At 63.4% G+C, this 18,060-nt stretch carries 21 protein-coding genes; 10 read left to right on the forward strand and 11 right to left on the reverse strand.

The genetic code is table 11. The annotated features are described in order from the left end of the window. Positions 1-101 precede the first annotated feature (101 nt). The 4 genes from AB7I51_RS11005 (at position 102) to AB7I51_RS11020 (ending at position 5,157) form a co-directional block, all read left to right on the forward strand. Complete coding sequence (locus tag AB7I51_RS11005) at positions 102-551, forward strand: copper uptake system-associated protein (RefSeq protein ID WP_428404374.1); 450 nt, start codon at positions 102-104, stop codon at positions 549-551. Between the two features lie 227 nt (positions 552-778). Continuing rightward, positions 779-1,438, forward strand: a complete 660-nt coding sequence (locus tag AB7I51_RS11010; protein WP_428404394.1) for an ABC transporter ATP-binding protein — start codon at positions 779-781, stop codon at positions 1,436-1,438. 154 nt (positions 1,439-1,592) lie between these two features. Continuing rightward, entirely contained in the window at positions 1,593-4,061 is a 2,469-nt protein-coding gene (locus tag AB7I51_RS11015) for an FtsX-like permease family protein (protein WP_428404375.1), read from the forward strand. A gap of 37 nt (positions 4,062-4,098) precedes the next feature. Then, entirely contained in the window at positions 4,099-5,157 is a 1,059-nt protein-coding gene (locus AB7I51_RS11020) for a lipocalin-like domain-containing protein (RefSeq protein ID WP_428404376.1), read from the forward strand. Between the two features lie 34 nt (positions 5,158-5,191). On the opposite strand, the gene AB7I51_RS11025 is transcribed toward AB7I51_RS11020, so the two are convergent. The 9 genes from AB7I51_RS11025 to AB7I51_RS11065 all read right to left on the reverse strand — a co-directional run bounded on the left by AB7I51_RS11025 (position 5,192) and on the right by AB7I51_RS11065 (position 12,166). Next, positions 5,192-5,635: a MarR family winged helix-turn-helix transcriptional regulator gene (locus AB7I51_RS11025; RefSeq protein ID WP_428404377.1), complete on the reverse strand. Its 444-nt coding sequence runs from the start codon at positions 5,633-5,635 to the stop codon at positions 5,192-5,194. A gap of 159 nt (positions 5,636-5,794) precedes the next feature. After that, positions 5,795-7,129 (reverse strand): glycosyltransferase family 4 protein, encoded by a 1,335-nt coding sequence (locus AB7I51_RS11030; protein ID WP_428404378.1) that lies wholly within the window; start codon positions 7,127-7,129, stop codon positions 5,795-5,797. Further along, entirely contained in the window at positions 7,096-7,410 is a 315-nt protein-coding gene (locus AB7I51_RS11035) for a hypothetical protein (RefSeq protein WP_428404379.1), read from the reverse strand. Before AB7I51_RS11035 ends, AB7I51_RS11030 begins: the two co-directional genes overlap by 34 nt. A gap of 61 nt (positions 7,411-7,471) precedes the next feature. Then, entirely contained in the window at positions 7,472-8,458 is a 987-nt protein-coding gene (gene hpnA / locus AB7I51_RS11040) for a hopanoid-associated sugar epimerase (RefSeq protein WP_428404380.1), read from the reverse strand. A gap of 147 nt (positions 8,459-8,605) precedes the next feature. Then, positions 8,606-9,349 carry a CDP-alcohol phosphatidyltransferase family protein gene (locus AB7I51_RS11045; protein WP_428404381.1) on the reverse strand — a complete coding sequence of 248 codons (744 nt, stop codon included), beginning with the start codon at positions 9,347-9,349 and terminating at the stop codon, positions 8,606-8,608. Between the two features lie 173 nt (positions 9,350-9,522). Continuing rightward, entirely contained in the window at positions 9,523-10,365 is an 843-nt protein-coding gene (locus tag AB7I51_RS11050; protein ID WP_428404382.1) for a polysaccharide biosynthesis/export family protein, read from the reverse strand. A gap of 21 nt (positions 10,366-10,386) precedes the next feature. Further along, positions 10,387-10,704, reverse strand: coding sequence for a hypothetical protein (locus tag AB7I51_RS11055; protein WP_428404383.1), 318 nt, complete (start codon positions 10,702-10,704; stop codon positions 10,387-10,389). A gap of 184 nt (positions 10,705-10,888) precedes the next feature. Further along, on the reverse strand, positions 10,889-11,305 hold the full coding sequence (locus AB7I51_RS11060) for a hypothetical protein (protein ID WP_428404384.1): 417 nt from the start codon (positions 11,303-11,305) through the stop codon (positions 10,889-10,891). Between the two features lie 90 nt (positions 11,306-11,395). Then, entirely contained in the window at positions 11,396-12,166 is a 771-nt protein-coding gene (locus AB7I51_RS11065; RefSeq protein WP_428404385.1) for a hypothetical protein, read from the reverse strand. A gap of 237 nt (positions 12,167-12,403) precedes the next feature. On the opposite strand from AB7I51_RS11065, the gene AB7I51_RS11070 reads away from it, so the two are divergent. Both AB7I51_RS11070 and AB7I51_RS11075 read left to right on the forward strand, forming a co-directional pair. Beyond that, positions 12,404-13,153 (forward strand): enoyl-CoA hydratase-related protein, encoded by a 750-nt coding sequence (locus AB7I51_RS11070; RefSeq protein WP_428404386.1) that lies wholly within the window; start codon positions 12,404-12,406, stop codon positions 13,151-13,153. Positions 13,154-13,273: 120 nt separating this feature from the next. Continuing rightward, on the forward strand, positions 13,274-14,248 hold the full coding sequence (locus AB7I51_RS11075; protein WP_428404387.1) for a DnaJ C-terminal domain-containing protein: 975 nt from the start codon (positions 13,274-13,276) through the stop codon (positions 14,246-14,248). A gap of 8 nt (positions 14,249-14,256) precedes the next feature. Here AB7I51_RS11075 and AB7I51_RS11080 read toward each other — a convergent pair whose 3' ends face one another. Together AB7I51_RS11080 and AB7I51_RS11085 are read right to left on the reverse strand one after the other, a co-directional pair. Continuing rightward, positions 14,257-15,147, reverse strand: coding sequence for an anti-sigma factor family protein (locus AB7I51_RS11080; RefSeq protein WP_428404388.1), 891 nt, complete (start codon positions 15,145-15,147; stop codon positions 14,257-14,259). A 4-nt stretch (positions 15,148-15,151) separates the two neighbouring features. Next, entirely contained in the window at positions 15,152-15,652 is a 501-nt protein-coding gene (locus AB7I51_RS11085; RefSeq protein WP_428404389.1) for an RNA polymerase subunit sigma-70, read from the reverse strand. A 218-nt stretch (positions 15,653-15,870) separates the two neighbouring features. Here AB7I51_RS11085 and fabI point away from each other — a divergent pair, with 218 nt between their 5' ends. The 4 genes from fabI to AB7I51_RS11105 all read left to right on the forward strand — a co-directional run bounded on the left by fabI (position 15,871) and on the right by AB7I51_RS11105 (position 17,960). Beyond that, positions 15,871-16,731, forward strand: a complete 861-nt coding sequence (gene fabI / locus AB7I51_RS11090) for an enoyl-ACP reductase FabI (protein ID WP_428404390.1) — start codon at positions 15,871-15,873, stop codon at positions 16,729-16,731. An 87-nt stretch (positions 16,732-16,818) separates the two neighbouring features. After that, entirely contained in the window at positions 16,819-17,046 is a 228-nt protein-coding gene (locus AB7I51_RS11095; protein ID WP_428404391.1) for a hypothetical protein, read from the forward strand. After that, the gene (locus AB7I51_RS11100; protein ID WP_428404392.1) at positions 17,043-17,336 is read left to right on the forward strand and encodes a type II toxin-antitoxin system RelE/ParE family toxin; all 294 of its coding nucleotides are present in this window, start codon (positions 17,043-17,045) and stop codon (positions 17,334-17,336) included. The genes AB7I51_RS11095 and AB7I51_RS11100 overlap by 4 nt, the downstream gene beginning before the upstream one ends. 135 nt (positions 17,337-17,471) lie before the next feature. Beyond that, a complete protein-coding gene (locus tag AB7I51_RS11105) occupies positions 17,472-17,960 on the forward strand; it encodes a hypothetical protein (RefSeq protein WP_428404393.1) in 489 nt (162 codons plus the stop codon). Positions 17,961-18,060: the final 100 nt, after the last annotated feature.

Consider the following 18,060-nt stretch of genomic DNA (forward strand, 5'->3'; position numbering starts at 1 on the left):
ATCAAAAAAAACGCGCCGCGGAAACGGCTCTGCCGGTCTTGCGTTTCGCTGTGTTGGTAATATACCAATATGACCGAGCCGCGCCGACGTTGGAGGGATCGATGCGACGCTTTCTGATGGTGACGATCAGCGCCGCGATGTGCTTGAGCGCGCGCGCCGACGACGGGTCCGAGGCGGCCCGTCGCCTGCTTTTTGAAACATTCGACAAGCCGGAGCCCCACCTGTTTGTTGACGCCGTCATCGTCGAGGGAGACGCCGCCGTCGTCGACTGGCGCCAAGGAGATCTCGGCGGCCGGGCGTTTCTCACCCGCAAGAATGATACATGGACCATCGCGCTTTGCGGCGGCGACGCATTGAAAGACAGCGCCACGCTGGAAAGACTCGGCGTTTCGAAACCACGGGCCGAGGCGCTCTCCAGAAGGCTGTTAGCCGAGGAAAAGCGGCTTCCGCCAGATGTCGTCGAATATTTCTCGCGATTTGACGGCCTGGCGGCGGTCGAGGCGGATGGCGGTCATTCGCCGCTCGATCCGCATCACAAGCCGATACCTTGACTCGCGCCCTTCCGTCCCCGAGCGCCATTGAGAAAAAAAACGCGCGGTCGAGCGGGCTAAGGCGGCGTTATTCTCGCCCGTTAATGTGACGGCGCGTTTGGGCGATCGGCGCGGCGGGCCATATATAGGTCTGGCGCGCCGGCCGCCTTCGCCGGCCCAGCAGGGCGCATGGCTTGTCGATTCACGCGACGCCGGAACATCTCGAAGCCAAGCGAAAAACCGCGCCAATGTTGCGCGTCGAGGGGCTTCATAAATCCTATTCGACGCCGCAGGGCGCCATTCCCGTGCTGCGCGGCGTCGACTTCGCACTCGCCGCCGGCGCCAGTCTGGCGCTCACCGGCGAGTCGGGCAGCGGCAAGAGCACGCTGCTTCATCTTGTCGGCGCGCTCGACGACGCCGACGCCGGCGAGATCATTCTCGACGGCGTCGCGCTGACGCTTCTCTCCGAACATGCGCGAGCCGCCGCGCGGCGCGAAAAGATCGGAATCGTCTTTCAGCAGTTCAATTTGATTCCGAGCCTGACCGTCGCCGAGAATCTTGGTTTTCAGGCGCGCCTCGCCGGACGCTTCGACCCGACCTGGCAGGAAGAGCTGGCCGATCGTCTTGGGCTTGCCGCGCTCGCCGCGCGCTATCCGGAAGAGCTTTCCGGCGGGCAGCAGCAGCGCGTCGCCATCGGCCGCGCGCTCGCCGTGCGCCCGAAACTTCTGCTCGCTGATGAACCCACCGGCAATCTCGATGAAGCGAGCGGCGATAAGGTATTGGCGCTCGCGCTCGATCTCGTCGCCGCGACGGGCTGCGCCTTTCTCATGGCGACGCACAGCGAGCGGCTCGCCGCCCGGCTGCAATGTCGCGTGCGGCTCGACGCCGGCGTTCTGGCGGCGCAATGATGCGAATTCCGTTTGCTAGGATCTTGTCATTCCCGGCAGGCCGCAGGCCTGACCGGGAATCCAGGGCCACTCCAAGAACGTTGGCATGGTTCTGGATTCCCGATCGCGCTTTGCGCGTCGGGAATGACATCCGAGCCGTTCAAATGGTTGTCGCATGAGAGAGACTCTCTGGGCGCTCGCCGCGCTGTTGAGCCATTGGCGCCGACGCCCGGGGAATCTCGTAACGCTCGTCGCCGGCCTCGCCATCGCCACGGCGCTGTGGAGCGGCGTTCAGGCGCTCAACGCTCAGGCGCGCATGAGCTATGACGCCGCGACGGCGGCAATTTCGGGCGGCCGCGCACGATCGCTCGTCGCCGCGCGCGGCGGGCTCTTCGATCAAGAGCTTTTCGTGAAGCTGCGTCGCGCCGGCGTCGAGGTTTCGCCGGTCCTCGAAGGCGCGGCCCGGATCGGAGACAAGAATGTTCGCATCATCGGCGTCGAGCCGGTGTCGCTGCCGCGTGGTTCGCCGATCGCGCATGAGCGAAAGCGCGCGGAAGTGCTCGAGGGTTTCTTTTCAGGCGAGGGCCGCGGCTTCGCTGCGCCGCAGACGCTGCGGCGGCTTGATCTCGCCGAGGGCGCGCAGCCGCAAACCGAGCGCGGTCGGCAATTGCCGCCGCTGGCGGCGCTCGCCGAAGCGCCGACCGGCGCGATCGTCGTCGACATCGGCGTCGCCCAGCGTCTGCTCGATCGACCCGGCAGGCTCTCGCGTCTCATCATCGCGAATAATGATGCGCTCGACGAAGAGCGGCTCAAGCGCGTCGCGGGCGATACATTGCGGCTTGTCGCGGCGGACGACGAAAGCGAGCTTTCTCGCCTGACCGACAGCTTTCATCTCAATCTCACCGCCTTCGGCTTCCTCGCCTTCCTCGTCGGATTGTTCATCGCCCATGCCGCCTATGGCCTCGCCTTCGAACAGCGTTTGCCGACCCTGCGGACCTTGCGCGCGCTCGGCGTCGCGGCGCCACATCTCGTCGCCGCCATGGCGTGCGAAATCGCGATGTTCGCCGTAGTGGCCGGCGGCGCGGGCGTCTTCGGCGGCTACGCGATCGCGCAGGCGCTTCTACCCGATGTCGCGAAAAGTCTCGAAAGCCTTTATGGCGCGCTGATTTCGGAAAACCTGACCATCGATCTGCGCGCATTGCTCTCCGGGCTCGTCATGGCCGGCGCCGGTGCCGTTCTCGCGGCGGCGAGCGGCTTAGCAAAAACATTGCGGCTGCCGCCGCTGTCGATCGCGCGGCCAATCGCCTGGCGGACGGAGCATCATCGCTATTTGCGGCGACAGGCGGCGCTCGCGATCCTCGCCCTTTTGGCCGCGGCTTACGCCTATCATTTTGGCGACGGGCTCCAATATGGCTTCGCCGTCATCGGTTTTTCGCTTCTCGCCGCCGCGCTTTTCCTGCCGGTCGCGCTCGCCGGCGCCTTGGCGCTTGGCGAACATCTGGCGCGTCGGCCGCTCGCGCGCTGGTTCTTCGCCGACGGGCGGCAGGAAATTTCCGGCCTGTCGCTGGCGTTGATGGCGTTGCTCATCGCACTCGCGGCCAATATCGGCGTCGGCGGCATGGTCGAAGGCTTTCGCCAAACCTTCACGCGCTGGCTCGATGCGCGCCTTGCCGCCGAAATCTATTTCGAGGCCGCGACGCCCGCCGACGCGCGCGACATTGAATCATGGGCGCGTGCGCAAAAGGACATATCGGCGATCCTGCCTCTCTGGCGCGCCAAGACGCGGATTGGCGGATGGCCTGTCGATGTTATCGGCATGACGCCGCACGAAACCTATTCGGCGCATTTTCCCTTGTTGGAGGCGACGCCCGACGCGTGGACCGCCTTGCATGCCGAAGACGCCGTCTTTGTCAGCGAGCAATTGGCGCGCCGGCTCGGCGTCGGACTGGGCGCCATGCTCGACATTCCAACCTCAACGCAGGATTGGCGCGCGCGCATCGTCGGAATTTTTCCCGATTACGGCAATCCCAAGGGTCAGCTGCGCATCGATCACGAAAGCTTGAAACGCTATTTCGACGATGCTTCAGGCGTGCATTACGGCCTGCGCGTCGCGTCCGATGCGACGGCGCGCGTCATCGACAATATGCAACGGCTCTTCGATGGAAAGATCGCGCGCATCGTCGATCAATCCGAACTTAAATCACTCTCGACGGAGGTCTTCGAACGCACCTTCGCCGTAACGGCTGCATTGAACACGCTGACGCTGATCGTCTCCGGCGTCGCGCTTTTCGCGAGTCTGCTGACGCTCAGCGATATGCGGCGCGCGCGCATCGCGCCGGTCTGGGCGCTGGGCGCGACGCGCCGAAAACTCGCAGCGCTGGAAATGATGCGGGTCGTCGCTTTCGCCGCCGTCGCCGCCCTATTCGCGACGCCGCTTGGCCTGTTCATGACATGGTGCCTCGTCGCTTTCGTCAATGTCGCCGCCTTCGGATGGCGGCTGCCGTTTCATATGTTTCCGGCGCAATGGCTCACGGTTTTCCTTATTGCGCTCAGCGCCGCATTTTTTGCCGCGCTCGTTCCCGTCTTAAGGCTCGCGCGCGCCGCGCCCACCGAACTGCTCAAAGTCTTCTCCAATGAACGCTGAGTCCCCGAATGCTTCGCGCAAACGCATGGGGACCGCGATGTCGAGGCGATCGGCGCTGCTTCTTGCGCTGTCGTCGACAAGCGCGCTGGCGCAAGGACTTCGCAATTTCGGCGAAACCGCGCCGGGCTTCGCCTTTCCGCAGCCCGGAAGGCCGCTCATCTTTCCCAAAGACCATGGCGCGCATCAAGATTTTCGTACCGAATGGTGGTACGTCACCGCGAACTTAAACGGCGCGGACGGCGCCTCTTATGGCGTCCAATGGACGCTGTTTCGCTTCGCCATGGCGCCGAATTCGGCACGCGCCGGCTGGGACGACCGCAATGTGTGGATGGCCCATGCGGCGGCGACGAGCGCAAGCGAACATCTCTTCGCACAAAAATTCGCGCGCGGCGGCATTGGCCAGGCGGGCGTCGAGGCTTCGCCCTTTCGCGCTTTTATCGACGACTGGCTTCTCGAAACCCGCGACGATTCCACTGGCGACGGGATTGATCGGCCGCACGTTTCAGCCGGCGACGGAAATTTCGCCTATGCGCTCGATCTGACCGCCACGGGGCCGATCGTCTTGCAGGGCGAAGGCGGCTATAGCCGCAAATCCGACGCCGGGCAGGCCTCCTATTACTACAGCCAGCCGTTCTTTACGGCGCAGGGTTCTCTTTCCATCCATGGCCGCCAAACACAGGTCTCCGGCCGCGCCTGGATGGATCGCGAATGGTCGAGCCAGCCGCTCGGGTCAGATCAAAAAGGCTGGGATTGGTTTGCGCTGCATTTTGACGGCGGCGCCAGACTGATGCTGTATCGCATGCGCAGCATCAAGGCGGCGCCCTATCTTTTCGGCAATTGGATCGGCGCCGAAGGCGCGACCTCGCCGATCCTGCGCGAAGACATCGCGATCGAACCCTTAGAGACGATGCGCATCGCCGATCGCGACATCCCGATTCGCTGGCGCGTTCGGATCAGCAGTCGGGGCGTCGACATTAAGACGCAGCCGCTCAATCCGAGAAGCTGGATGGGAACGGATGCCGCCTATTGGGAGGGACCGATCCGGTTCAGCGGTTCGCATCAGGGAGAAGGCTATCTCGAAATGACCGGCTACTAGATCACGCTGCGTTCAGGCGACTACGCAGCGTGATCTATGATTCCGCAGCCATACGAAACAAGTTCGCGAAGGCGCCCTTCGATTCCCGCAGCTTCTTCAAATGCACGGCGGCGAGTTCGAAGAGCCGCCGTTCGCCTGCGCGCGTGATGACGACAAGCGAACGACGACGATCATTCGGATCGGTCTTTCGCCTGACGAGTTTCGCCAGCGCCAAGCGCGACACGAGTTCCGCGGCGCTGTGGTCGCGGATCATCAGCTGCTCGGCGAGTTCGCCGACGCTAATGTGTTTCGCGCCTTGATAGGTGTGAACGACAAGCAGCGCCTGATACCATTGCATGGTGACGCCATGGTCGGCCGAGACTTGTTCGCTGAACGCCAGGAATTTGCGCAGCGCGAAGCGAAAATTGGCGAGCGCCGCCAAGTCTTCCTCGCTTAGCGTCTTGCGCGCGGCTTCCGGCGCTGGATCCAAAATATTCACGTAAAGTCCTTTGTCCGAACGGCCGCCTCGGCGTCTGGTTTTGAGCGCGCGCCATGCCGAAAGATCAACTGGATTGAACTCTGGAGCGCGCTGCGAATTATTTGAACCCACTCACTTACGCGTGAAGCGCGCTCCATGCGCTTACGATCGAGCGCCGCTTTATAATTCTGCGATGAACTCGTCAATCTTTGCAATGAACGCATCCGAATCGGAGATGGCTGCTTTGTTGCGCTCAAGCTTGGCGCGCCGACGAGGAGAGTGCGGCGTCGAATAGTCACGCACCGCCTGCAGCCATCCTCGGCCATCGAGCGGATCGACATAGTCGATCGCATCGCCGCCGACTTCCCGAAAGGCTTCGATATCGGAGGCGATGACCGGCGTTCCCGCCGCGAGCGCTTCAGCGACAGGCAAACCGAAGCCTTCAGCGAAGGAGGGCATCAGCAAAGCACGCGCCCCCGCAAGCAATCGGCGCAATCCCGGCGTCGACAGCCCGCCGGCTTCGATGACGTGCGGACGCAGGACAACGCTACGCTCTAGTATTTCGATGACTGCGCCGTTGAGCCAGCCGCGCTTACCAACGATGACAAGCTTTGGCGGAGCAGCACCGAGCGCCAGCTCGCGCCATGCATTGAGCAGGGTGAGATGATTTTTTCGCGGCTCGATCGTGCCGCAGACCACGAAATAATTGACGCCTTCGAGCGCGGCAGGCGGCTCGGCGGGCGTCAGGAAACAGGGCGAAACCGGCAGGCGCGCGACACAAACCGGAAGATCCGGCCTTCCGTTTTCTGCTGCATATTGGCGAAGGCGCTTGGCGAGCGCGTGCGATCCGACGATGGCGCCTGCGCCATAGCGGCAAATATTGCTGATGCGCCTTGGATGCAGCAGCGCTTCTCTTGCGCGAAAAAATTCCGGCGCTTCGATCGGAAGGAGATCATGAACGAAGAAGACGGGCTTTATGTCCGGTCGCGTCGTGAGCCAGCGCATGTACCAGCTTCGATCGACGAGAAACTGCGTGACGTTGAAATAAATCGCTCCGTGGGGCGCCTCACGCAACGGCCGGCCAAGATGAGGCGCCCAACGGCTCATCGCGCGCCAGTTGCGCTGAAGGAATAAGAGATCCGGCGCCTTTCTCGCCCGTGTCGGCGAAGCGCCTGCAAATTCCTTTGATCTGAGCGCCGCGACGAGGCTGCGATAGACATCGTCCTCCTCGGCGTCGCCGTCTTCGCGCCAAAGGGATTCGACGCCCTCGATCGTCTCGAGCGCAAGATCGGGATCGGCGAGTCGCGGGCCGATCGCCGTGCAAATCAGCCCCCCGCGCACGCGCTCATTGCGCGCGAGAAAATGGCGGGCAAGCGCGAAATCGACGCGATCAATCCCGTTCGGCGCCGCATTCAGCGCGCGAGTCACGATCCGCGTCACGTCATAAATGACCGGCCGGCGCGCTCTTTCAGACGTCGGCGTCAATTTCGGCACTTCGTCTTGTCTCGACGACATCGCCAAGCCTCGATCACGTCATTCGCTTCGCGCACAGCGCGTTCCATTTCTCTTTCGAGACACTCTCGGTAGCGAAACACCATTCGCTTGAAGAGCTGCACGTCTTCGTCGCAAGCGGCCATCGCCAATGCGGAGACGGACGTCTCGATGCAGTCGGGACGCGAGGGCGGCGCGCAATAGCTAAAGCCGCGAACGTCCTGCGCGGCGAGGAGCGGCTGTGTCAGGAGAGCAGCCGCAACCGCGAGCGCCGCGCCTCGCAAGCTATTCGCCAAAGGCCGCATGGCGCCCGCTCCAATTCTAGATCACGCTGCAATGATCGATTTCGCCCAAACGCTGCGCATGCTAGCTGCGCCGTCCGGCGAACCAGCGCACGGCGTCGGCGACGGCGTCGGCCGTTGGCCGCGTTTTGTAGCCGAGGGTGCGGCGCGCCTTGGAATCGTCGAAGAACATCCGCTTCCCCGAAAGTCGCAGGCTTTCGCGGTTGAGGAACGGCTCCGAGCCGGAAAAACGCGCAAAAACTTCATTGGCGTAAGCGAGAGGCATGAGTGGCCAGCGCGGCAATTTCGCGCGCGGCGGCGATCGCCCGGTGACACGAGATATCTCTAGGAGCAGCTCCCGCAACGTTAGATTGGCTCCGCCAAGAATATAGCGCTCGCCGAATTTGCCAACTTCCATCGCGGCGATGTGGCCCTCCGCGACATCGTCTACGTGAACGATATTCAGTCCGGTGTCGACATAGGCGGGCATGCCGCCACGCATCGCCTCGCAGACAATCCTGCCGGTGGGCGTCGGTCTCACGTCGCCCGCGCCGAGCGGCGCCGATGGACACACGATGATGGCGGGCAGCCCATCATCTTCGATCATTCGTTCGACGAGCCGCTCCGAAAGAATTTTGCTGAGCTTGTATGCGCCGACGGCGCGCTCGGGCGCGAGCCGGTCGGTTTCGGTGCAAGGCGCTGAATCTGGATCAAGAGTCGCGACGCTGCTCGTATGCACCACGCGCGCGACGCCAGCGCGCAGAGCTTCGCGCATGACGATTTCGGTGCCGGATACATTGACGCGCATCACCGGTTCGGGATCGGGAGCCCAGAGGCGATAATCGGCCGCAAGATGAAAGAGCGCAGAGACGCCGAGCATCGCACGCCGGACGCTTTCGCGGTCGGTCACGTCGCCTTCGACGACCTCGCAATCTGCTGGGACATTGTCGCGCGGGCTTGATCGACGCACGAGCGCGCGCACAGCGACTCCTTCCGCGCGCAATCGCTTAACGACAGCGCCGCCGATAAATCCGCTTGCGCCGGTGACAAGAACCGTTCCGCTGGAATTCATCCCACTTCCTGCCCCGGCGCCGGCGCTCTCAACGAGAGCCGGAACCAAGTCGCCGCCACTGCGGCGAAATCGACGGGGCGCGTACGCCGCAACGGAAAAATGGCGCCACTTGAGGTCGGGTCGGACCACGCGTTGTCAGCGGCCGATTCAGCCGGCTGCAGACTCCACCAGACTCTGCTGGTCCACTTCCAATTGCTCGTTCGCCTCTGCCGCCGGCTCGAGCGACGTGATTCCTTTGCGCTCCTCGCGCTGCAGCCGCGTCAGGTCCTTCTGGATGACGACGACGAAGCCCAGGAAGGTGAGCATGGAAAGGCCGCCAATGACGATGTCGAGCACCGCGAAGCCATGAGCCTCCGCGGTCGTGATGCTGGGACCGAAGCAAGCGGCGAAAAGCGCCCAGCACGCGATCAAAATGCGAAATTCCGTCGCGCCCATGCCGCCGTAAGAAAGACGATGCACGCTCTCGGTCACGACCCTCAAATAGGTGTAGGAGCTCATTAGCAGATAGAGCGAAAGCACCAGGAGCGATGAGGCGACCGTGAAATAAGGCGAAACGCCCAGCCCAACGATAATTAAGGTCTGCGCAATCAGGTCGGAGGAATGGTCAATGAAGTAGCCGTAATGCGGGCGCTCAATCGAACGGTAGCGCGCCAGGGTGCCATCAAGTGAATCGCCAAACCAATTGAGAAAAAGCCCAAAAACGACGCCGAGGAGAAAAACGTGGGACCAGAGACAGGCGACGAAGCTCAGCAGAGTGAGAACGGCGCCACACAATCCTATCGCCGTCAGGTGGTCCGGGGTCGCCCAATCCGGCAAACGCTTTGTCAACGCCAACAGCGCAGCACGCTCCTTGATCGCAAGGAAGCTCTCGTTGATCCGCTGCTTGGCCATAAAAATGCTCCGTCAAAACGCGTTCAACCCGTCAGCCTCTGTGCAAATCGTTGGCTACCTTCTTACACGTGAAGCAGGTAAAACGATGACATTTCCACAACTTAGGCGCATCGATGATCTCCCGTTACAATCCGCAGCTGTTTCGGAAACCAGGGCAAAGCGGCGTCTATGCCTCACTTAAGATAGCGGCTGACCACGACGCCCTGAACCGCCGGCTGACTGACCGTCTGAAACAGCTGCACAACCCTGGTGATGTCGACGAGCGGCGCGTTGCTGACGTACAGGATGTCCTTGTCGCGGATCGCGAAGCGCCGCGCCGCGAACAGGGCCGCGGGCTCGCGCAGATTGAGGTGATAGGCGACGGGCACTGGGCCGCGCTCGAGCAGGCTCGGCGCGACATTGGGAAATTCGCGGGCAAGGCTCGCCGGCTCATAGCGCAAGACGAAAACGCCGCCTGGGTCGGCCTGAGAGTCCGTCAAGCCGCCTGCCCTGCCGATTGCTTCCTCAAGTGTGAGGCCGCGCGCGTCAAAGGGCATGACGGCGTTGGCGCTGGTCGCGCCCATGACCGTGAAGGTCGGCGGCGTGCGCTCGATGGTCAAAATGTCCCCCGCCCGGAGATAGATGTCTTCGCGAGGATTGGCGAGCAGCGCTTGAATGGGCGCTCGCGCCGTGCGGTCGCCGCGGGTCAGGGTCACGAAAGTTTCGTGGACAGGCGAACGATAGCCTCCGGCCGCCGCGATGACGTCCATGACGCGGTCGCCGCGGAGGCTGAGAGGGACGCGGGCGCCATTGGCGACTTCGCCGGTCACCGTAACGGTGTTGGTGATATTGCGGGTGACGTTGACGACAGCCTGCGGCTCGATCGCCTCGCCGCGAAGCCGCTCGACGATCGCCGCCTCGACTTCATGTTGGCTGCGGCCGGCGACCTGGACGCGGCCGGCGTAAGGAACGGTGACCGAACCGTCCCGGCCGACGATTTGATCCGGAATCGCGGCCGATCGTGAGCCTGGGCTCATCCGATCGCCGCCGGACGAAAACTAGCCGCCCGAAGCGGCTTCCCAAACCGTTATTTGAATCGAGTCGCCGACGCCGATGGTTTGATTGCCGGCCGGCCGGTAATCGCCGAAAAAGCCGCGCAATGTAGGCGGCGCGCGTCGGGCGAGGGCATTGAGGGTGTTTTGGTCGATCTCGACAAGCGCGTAGCTCGGCTCGGCGCCGGCCAGGCTCGGCCTCACCTCCTCCACCATGTCCTTGCCGCTCGGACCGGCTGCGGGAAAGATCGCGCAGCCCGACGTCATCAGTCCGAGCGAGAGCGCAAGGCCAAGCCGTAGCGGGTGGGGAATGGCGATTGTCAAAGTCGCTCCAATATGCGCCTTCGGCGCCAAGCTTCGAACCCTGCGCCGGGAGATACGATATTCCAATTGTTCAGCTTCGGGCAATATGCCAGCGTTATCGCGGAGATGCCACCGATTTCTGAATGATGCTAAAAAAATGCTAAGGCGTGCCGAGATTAATCTGGCTGGAGAATCGCTCCTTTTTTCAATTTCTTTGGTCGTACGTCCGCAGCGACAGCGCACGAATGCGCGCCTCCGGCAGGCGCTCGAAATCCGCCGCGCTGTGGCGGAGCGCCTCCGACCCGCGAAAGGCGAAAACGCCGTCGGAGGTCACGACCAAATCGTTGTAACGAAGCGTCGGGTCATTGAGGACGGCCGAGAAGGGCTCCGCTGAGCCAGCGGCGTCGATGCGAGCCGGCTGTCGCGCGCGAAATTCCGCTTCGGCGCGCGCGGCGAAGGCCGCGTAACTCTGTCTAGCCGCTTCGACTTTAAGCGCCCAGGCCGAGCGGGCTTCAGCCTCGGCGGCGCTCGCTTCGCCGCCCGAAAATGCGGAGGCGCCGGCGCGCGCGCTTTCGCTCGCCCCGCCGGCGCCAAGCAGTGCTCCGACAAGCGCTATCGTCACGGCTGCGCGCATGGAGGCAAAATGCGCGCGCCTTAATAAAGTTCCCCGCGCTCAGGCCTGCAGGCGCATTTGAGCTCTAGCGAAGACCGTCTATTTTTCCTGATTTGGCGTCGCGGCGGCCGAAGCGGCGGCGATGCTGCGTCCGTCCTTCAACAGTTTGCCGAGAAGGCCTAAAACCGCCACCAGCGCGAGGCCGATGACGGCGACGTCAATCGCCGGCAAACGGTCGTGCAGACTTTCCGGAATGCCGAGCGCCATCGCGGCGAAAGGCCAGAACGCGAGGAGGATGCGAAATTCCGTCACGCCCAAGCCAATATAAGCCATTTGCGGAACGCGCCAGGTGGCGGCGCGGACGCGAAATTCCGTCACGCCCAAATTAATGTAAGCCATTTGCTGAATGTGCCGGGTGGCGGCGCGAATATAGCCATAGGCCGAGAACAGCAAGTAGCATATGAGCACCGCCGCCGCGGCGCGCAGGGTGAGGAACGGCGAGAAGCCATAGGCGACGATGAGGACGACATGCGAGAAGAGGTCGGCGACGTGATGCGCCATTCCTGCGCCCGGACTTTCGTCGCCGCGAAACCGCGCAAGCGGAAGATCCGTCGTCAGACCATACCAATTGACCAGCATCGCCAGAGGCACGACCCAGACCAAGTCAGGCCATGAATGGCAGCCGACCAGCGCGGCGGCCGCAAAAGCGGCCCCGACGGCGCCAATCAGCGATAGATGCGCAGGCTCGACCCATCGCGGCGCCGCCTGGGCCATTTTTCGGGTGAGACGCTGCTCCGCAGCGTAGACGAAACTCTGGCCGCGGGCGGGCGCACTGTCAAAAAATCCTTTAGTTTTCTCGCGAAGGCTCATGATGGACATGTCCCTGCCGCTCATATTCCGGATGGGGACGGCGCGCCCCAACCCTCAGCAGACTTTATAACGGCGAAATCTAGCCGCTTGTAGGGCGCAGGCAAGTCGTCGATGATCCTTGGGCATTCTCGCAACGACAGAGCCATCTCGCAGAAATCCTTCGAAAGTTTGACGAGTCGCCGCGCCCCTGCCGGGCGGGCGCCATTTGTCCTCGCCCCATCCGAAGCGGAGGCTTTCATGTCCGAAAAGATCGTCGTTTCCGAGCATTACGGGGTGCTACGCCTGCTGATGAACCGCCCCGAAAAGAAAAATGCGCTCGATCGCGAAATGTATCGCGCATTGGTCGCGACGCTCGAAGCGGCGGCCGGCGACGACGCCGTGCGCGCGATCGTCTTCGCCGGCGCAGGCGGAAATTTCACCTCCGGCAATGATCTTGCCGATTTTCGCGATTTCGCGGCGAGCGCCGAAACCTTTCCGGCGCTGGCTTTCATTCGCGCCGCGGCGGGTTTCGACAAGCCGCTCGTCGCCGCCGTGACCGGCGACGCCGTCGGCGTCGGAACCACGCTTCTGTTTCATTGCGACCTCGTTTACGCGAGCCCTGACGCCCGGTTCAGAATGCCTTTCATCGACCTCGCCCTGCCGCCGGAGGGCGGCGCGAGCCTGCTGGTTCCAGAGCGTTTCGGCATGGCCAGGGCGTCCCAATATCTGCTGCTCGGCGACGGCTTCGACGGCGAGGAGGCGCTGCGGCTCGGCCTCGTCAATCGGATCGCGCCCCCCAAAGCGGTCCTCGATCTTGCGATGGACGCCGGGCGGCGCCTGGCCGAGAAGCCGACTCAGGCGCTTCGCGCCGCTCGGCGGCTGATGCGCGGCGACCCAAAGGAAATTTTGGCGCGGATTGACGCGGAAGCGGCGCTGTTCGAGAAAGCGCTGACTTCTCCAGAGGCGCGGGAGCGTTTTGCCGCTTTTTTCGCTTCGCGGTCGCGTTAGCCTTTATCGCGACATGACCTTCGCCGCTTGCGTTGCGGGCGGCCTTCTCCCAGATAATAAATAGGACATACGCGTCTGCGCCGCAGAGGGCAGGCGCTCACATGGGCTCATTGGAAAATTATGCGCGACCCTTATGACGTTCTCGGCGTGGCGAAAACGGCGGGCCCCGCCGAAATCAAGAAGGCCTATCGCCAACTCGCCAAAAAATTTCATCCCGATCGCAACAAGGACGACGCGAAAGCCAAGGAACGCTTCGCCGAAATCAATTCGGCCTACGAAATCGTCGGGGATGAGACGAAAAAGGCGCAATTCGACAAGGGGGAAATCGGTCCGGACGGCAAGCCTCGCTTCACCGGCTTCGAAGGCTTCGGCGCCGGCGGAGGTCCCGGCGGCTTCAACCGCGGCTGGCGCACGGGCGGCGGCGCGCCGGGCGGCGACCAACATTACGAATTTCATTTCGGCAATGAGGCGCCGGGGGGACGCGGCGGCTTCGATCCTTCCGACCTCTTCGCCGATCTCTTCGGCGCCAGCGGGCGCCGTCGCGGCGCGCCGCAACCGACGCGCGGCGACGACGTTGTCGCCACCGCCACCGCGCCGCTCGAGACTGTCGCCCACGGCGGTTCGGCGCGCGTCATCCTGCCGAGCGGACGCACGCTCGAAGTGAAAATCCCCGCAGGGATCGAAGATGGCCAACAGATCCGCCTGCGCGGCCAGGGCCAACCCGGCGCCATGGGCGGCGAACCCGGCGACGCGATCGTCACCGTGAAAGTCGCGCCGCATCCCTATTTCAAGCTGGACGGCCGCGATTTACGGCTCGAATTGCCTGTGACGATTTATGAGGCCGCGCTTGGCGGACGCATCGAGACGCCGACGCTCGACGGCAAGGTGGAGCTGACGATCCCGCCGCACTCCAACAGCGGGCGAGTGCTGCGGCTGCGCGGCAAGGGACTGCCCGCGTCCGATGGCAAGATCGCCGGCGATCTTTATGTTTCGTTGAAGATCATGCTGCCGGAAGCATCCTCCGCCGATCTTGACGCTCGGATGCGCGAATGGCGGGACGCCCAGCCTTACGATCCGCGCGCCAAGATGGCCTGATTCAAGCGCTATCGCGCCTCCGGCGGCGCCGCGACGACCGCGGCGGCGGCCGCTTCAGCCGCCGCCTGCATGGCGTCCGGCGGCAAAACGCCGACGAGCACGAAGGCGAAGCCGCCCGTCCGCCATTCGATGACTGAAATCCCCTGCCCGCGCTGACCGGACGGCGCGGCGACGGCGTCGGCGCGCTCGAAATAAAGGCCGACGCGCCCGCCGTCGGCGCGCTGATAGACGAGAAAACCCGCCGGGCTCGCGACGCCCGGCGCGACGCGTCCGCCAAGGAGCCGCAACCCGACGCCGCTCAAGTCCGGCGCGCGCGAAATGCCGACGCGCTCCTGCAGCCATGCGAGAAGCTCGCCGCGCCGGCCGGCGTCAATCTCGACGGGCCGCGCATCGAGCGCATAAGTTGCGTAGGTCAGCCCGGCGCGCGCCGTATAGCTCGTGGCGGCCACAGTCAGCGTCGGGCGCTGCGCCGGCGGCCTGCTCGCCAAAAAGAGCAGCCCCGCAACCGCGACGGCCGCGCCGGCAAAGAGCGTGAGCAGCGTCGAGGCGAGCGCCTGCCGCCGGCGGCTGGCGCGGATTTCATCAAGCTTACGCGCCGGCCGCGGCGCCGCGCCGGGGCGTCCCCAATGGATGGCGCCGGTTTCGATCGGCCCCTGACCAGCCGGCGGCGCCGGCGGACGCGCCGCCGCCTCACGCAGCGACAGCGGCGGCGGCTCCAACGCCACTGGCTCGAAGGCGGCGCGCAGCGCCGCGTTCTGGCGCCGCCAGCTTTCGACGAGCGCGGCGTCGTCGGGATGTTGCAGCAGATGGTCCTCGACCTTGCGCCGCCGCTCGGGGTCGAGTTCGCCGTCGACAAGCGCATGCAGATCGGCTTCTTCGATAAGCGCCGAGGGCGTCATGGCGCTACTTCACGACTCGCAGATGCGAGGCTGCGCGACGGCCGCCCTCGAGCGGCGCGACCGGCCGCAGCCCTTCCGCGCCGAGCGCCGCGCGGCCGCGCATCAACCGCGCCAGCGCGATTTCCCGCGTCGCGCCGACGATTCGACCCGCCGCCTCATAGCCGAAGCCCTCGAGCGAGACGAGCAACAGCACGGCGCGCTCTTCGAAGCCAAGCCCGGCAAGGCCGTGCACGATCGGCGGGTGGCGCGAGGCCGGGCCGGGCGCGTTGGCGAGCTTTTTCTCGGCGAGCGCGACAAGCGTGGCATAGGTTTCGATTCGCGCCTCGGCGAGATCGGCCGGGCGCAGTTCGCGGGCGCGTATCCGCGCGCCGACCGATTGTAGCGCGCTTTGGAGAAGATCGTCGGCGACGGCCTGGCCTGCGCCGGCGCAGAGCGCGCGAGCGTAACGCCTGAGCGCCGGAGTCGCGCCGCTCAGCCCCGCGATGATATCGGACCTTCTGCCCATGCGGCGCGCTCCGCTCGCTCTTGTCGCTTGTCTGCGCGGCCAGTGACGTTTCCTATCGAATGATAGGGCAAAGCCGTGCGATTGGCTATGCTCGCCGCGATTTGAGGGCCCGATTTCCCGCCCGCCGGCCCCTCTGCCGCGAGGGTTTCCTTTGCGTCAAAACCACGCTAAACGGCGAGCGCCGTGGACGGGATTTCAGGCCCAGGAAACAGACACGCATGACACAACAAGCTGCGCCCGCCGCCCTATTCGCTGGACTGCTTAAGGGAAAAAAGGGGCTCATTCTGGGCGTCGCCAACAATCGCTCGATCGCCTGGGGCATCGCCAAGGCCTGCGCCGACGCCGGCGCCGAACTGGCGCTCACCTATCAGATCGAGGCTCTCGAAAAGCGCGTGCGCCCGCTTGCGGCGGAGATCGGCGCGCAGGTCGTGGGGCGCTGCGACGTCGCCGAGCCTGAGACAATGGACGCCGTCTTCGCCGAGATCGAGAAGCTCTGGGGCAAAATCGATTTCGTCGTGCATTGCCTCGCCTATTCCGACAAGGACCAGCTCGACGGGCGCTATGTCGAGACGACGCTGGAAAACTTCCAGATGTCGCTGAACATCTCCTGCTACTCCTTCACCGCTCTGGCGCAGCGCGCCGAGAAGCTGATGACGGAGGGCGGCTCGCTCCTCACGCTCACCTATTACGGCGCCGAGAAATGGATGCCGCATTACAATGTGATGGGCGTGGCCAAGGCGGCGCTGGAAGCGTCGGTGCGCTATCTCGCCGCCGATCTCGGCGTGAAGAATATTCGCGTCAACGCGATTTCGGCGGGGCCGATCAAGACCATGGCGGCCTCGGGCATCGGCGACTTCCGCTACATCCTGCGCTGGAACGAATATAATTCGCCGCTACGCCGCGTCGTGACGATTGAGGAAGTCGGCGAGACGGCTGTGTATCTCCTGTCGCCCTTGGCGCGCGGCGTCTCCGGCGAAGTGCTGCATGTCGACGCCGGCTATCATGTCGTCGGCATGATGAACCCCGCCGCCGCGCCGAAAATGGCCGATCTCTTGGCGCTGCTGCCGCCGGAGAAGTAGCCGCCGCGTCATGCCCGCGCGCGGCGCGGGCATCCGCGCCTTGCGGAAAATCTTTCCCGCGCTCGAACAAATCGCTAAACTTGCGCGATGACGAAACTACTTGAAAAGGCCTTCGAGGCGGCGCGCAGCCTTCCGGCGGCCATGCAGGATGAGATGGCGCGCGTCATCATCGCGATGACAGGCGAACAGACGCCGGCCATGCAGCTCTCACCCGAAGAAGAAGCCTCTTTCGAGGAATCTCTGGCGCAGGCCGAGCGGGACGAGTTTGCGACCGACGATCAAGTGCGAGCCATCTGGGCGAAGCATGGGTTGTGAAGCTTCGCTACACGCTCCGCGCCGCCGCTGAACTCGACGAGATTCTTTCTTTCATCGACGCGCGTTCGCCACAGGGTGCACTTAGAATCAAAGCTCGAATTCAGGCGATGACGGCGCTCCTCCTGGAGCATCCGCAAGCGGGCCATCTGACCAGCAAGAACGGACTTCGCCGCTTGGTCGTCTATCCTTACCCCTATCTGATTTTCTATAGCGCCATGGAAACCGAGGTTATCATTCACGGCATCCGCCACGGCGCCCGCCGCAAGTCGTCCTCAAGAGCTGGGATATGAAACTCAAATTGATGTTAAATGTGCTGACTCTACTGGCGCACGGAAGCCCGCGGGCCTCACCAAAAAGTCCTGCTACACAAATCGATTGTCGATTATTGCCTTAGATAGGAATCGCAGCACCGAGGCTTTCTTGCAGTGACGAAGAAACCAGCCAAAGTCCGAATTACGCAAAAAAAGACCGTGCACATGTACGCGGAGCTTTGGCATGCATCGAGGTGCGTCCTGGAGCGCGGTATTGAAAACGAGAAAGGTTCCTCCTGGCAGTTCCTTTCCAGCATCGTTTTGACTGCATTTGCATTCGAGGCTTACCTCAATCACGTTGGCAATAACTTGATAACTTGCTGGGAAAGCGTGGAGCCTTTGCCGCCCCCAAAGAAGTTCAAACTGCTCTGCGAACTTTTAAAGATCAAATTTCCAGAAGGTACCGGCAAACGGCCCTTGCAAACAATCGCCCAATTGCAAGATTTCAGGAACCTAATGGCTCACGGCAAAACTGAGCAAATCGAACCTAAGCCTTTTCTATGTGATGCCAAATATGCAGACGCTCGGCTAGGCCAAAGACCTCTGGCGAAGTGGGAACGCCTTATTCAAACCAAAGAGTCGCCCGTGAAGAACGCGATTTAAGCGGCGATTAGTCGGCGATTTGAGGCGTTGGCGTCGTCGAGGACGCTCAGGAACAAGGCCCACAGAAGCGCCAGCCATGCGAGCAGGCGGCGGAAGTTGT

The organism is Methylocystis sp. (genome assembly GCF_050246715.1).
Lineage (GTDB): Bacteria > Pseudomonadota > Alphaproteobacteria > Rhizobiales > Beijerinckiaceae > Methylocystis.